The sequence below is a fragment of the Arsukibacterium sp. genome (assembly GCF_036735525.1).
GTDB lineage: Bacteria > Pseudomonadota > Gammaproteobacteria > Enterobacterales > Alteromonadaceae > Alishewanella.
The window spans coordinates 1340-2527 of sequence record NZ_DAINOE010000184.1; the positions used below are offsets into that span (position 1 = coordinate 1340).

2 protein-coding genes are annotated in these 1188 nt (G+C 50.8%); both read right to left on the reverse strand.

What is annotated here, in order from left to right:
* A partial coding sequence (locus V7D78_RS17040) for an IS66 family transposase (RefSeq protein WP_333609649.1) occupies nucleotides 1-966 on the reverse strand: 966 nt, incomplete at its 3' end.
* Between the two features lie 21 nt (nucleotides 967-987).
* Nucleotides 988-1188: IS66 family insertion sequence element accessory protein TnpB (tnpB, locus tag V7D78_RS17045; protein ID WP_333609650.1), on the reverse strand; the 201-nt coding region annotated here is incomplete at its 5' end.

Genomic DNA, 1188 nt, shown 5'->3' on the forward strand with positions numbered 1-1188 from the left:
GAAGTAACTTTGCTTCATTTTGCCTGGCCCAGCTTTGCCTGCTTTAATGGGCGTCTCGTCCATCGCCAGCACCTGGCTTTGTAAGATGCTGGTCAGCATCGCATCGACAATCGGATACAGTAAATCAATGCCACGTGCCACAATGGTGCCAAGGGTACTGCGGCTTAAGGTAATACCTGCTGCGGCTAAACGCTGGTGTTGGCGATACAGCGGCAAGTGGTATTGGAATTTATCGACCAGCATCCCCACGATAAAGCTCACATCCGCACAGCTTTTATCCAGCACATTAAACGGTGCCTTGCTTGGCAGGATGGCTTCGCTCTCTTTGTGTTTGACGATTTGCCGGTCATAGCGCAGTACTTCGAAGCTCGCCGGGCGCTGCGCTAAGCGGAAGGTGCTTTTCACACCAATCACTTCATATTGGTCCGCCTCTTCACCTTTTAGCTCATCGGGTATCAGCGTAATGATTTTGACTGGCACATTATCGTTAAAACGTAGGCCACTGTCATTGACGCAATCATCCGGACGCTGCTTGCCTTTACGACGGGTGTAGGTGGTGTATTCGGTTTCACCTTCGGGCTGGGTCAACTCTGGCACCATATCGCCCAGCAAGCTTAGCTGCATACCCAATTCCAGGGCACGCTTTTCTGACTTCTGACCAAACAACTGCTTCTCAAACCAGGCTAAGCGTTGTTTGATACCGGCGAAGGACTGGGTCAATGTCGTGAATTTCGCTTGTAGCTCATCCCAGTTTTGCTCAAGTGTGCTGTGCTTTTGCGATAAAGTTGCATGCTGTTTTGATAAGGCTGCGTGCTTTTGCGCCAATTCAGCATGCGCTTGCGCTAAGGTGTCTTTTTGCTGAAGAGCCTCAACCAAGGCTTGCAGGCGCGCGTTTTCACTGGCCAGTTTAGCCAGTGTTTCGGCATCAGTAGCCGCGTGGGGTGAGGATGAAGGCAGTATTTTCATGCTACTGATTATACTGGCTTATCAAGCGCTTGGCTGCCCATAGCGCTTCGCTTGTTTTTGATGAAGTACGGTAATTCCGTCAACGATCATTTGCAGAGTGCAGCCGGTGAGCGATTGGATCCCATTGGGGTGCGGTTTCACCGGAAATTGGCCTTGCTCCAAACGCTTCGCCCAGACACAATAGCCTGAGCTTTCGAAGTACAACACCTTCATCTGGGTTTT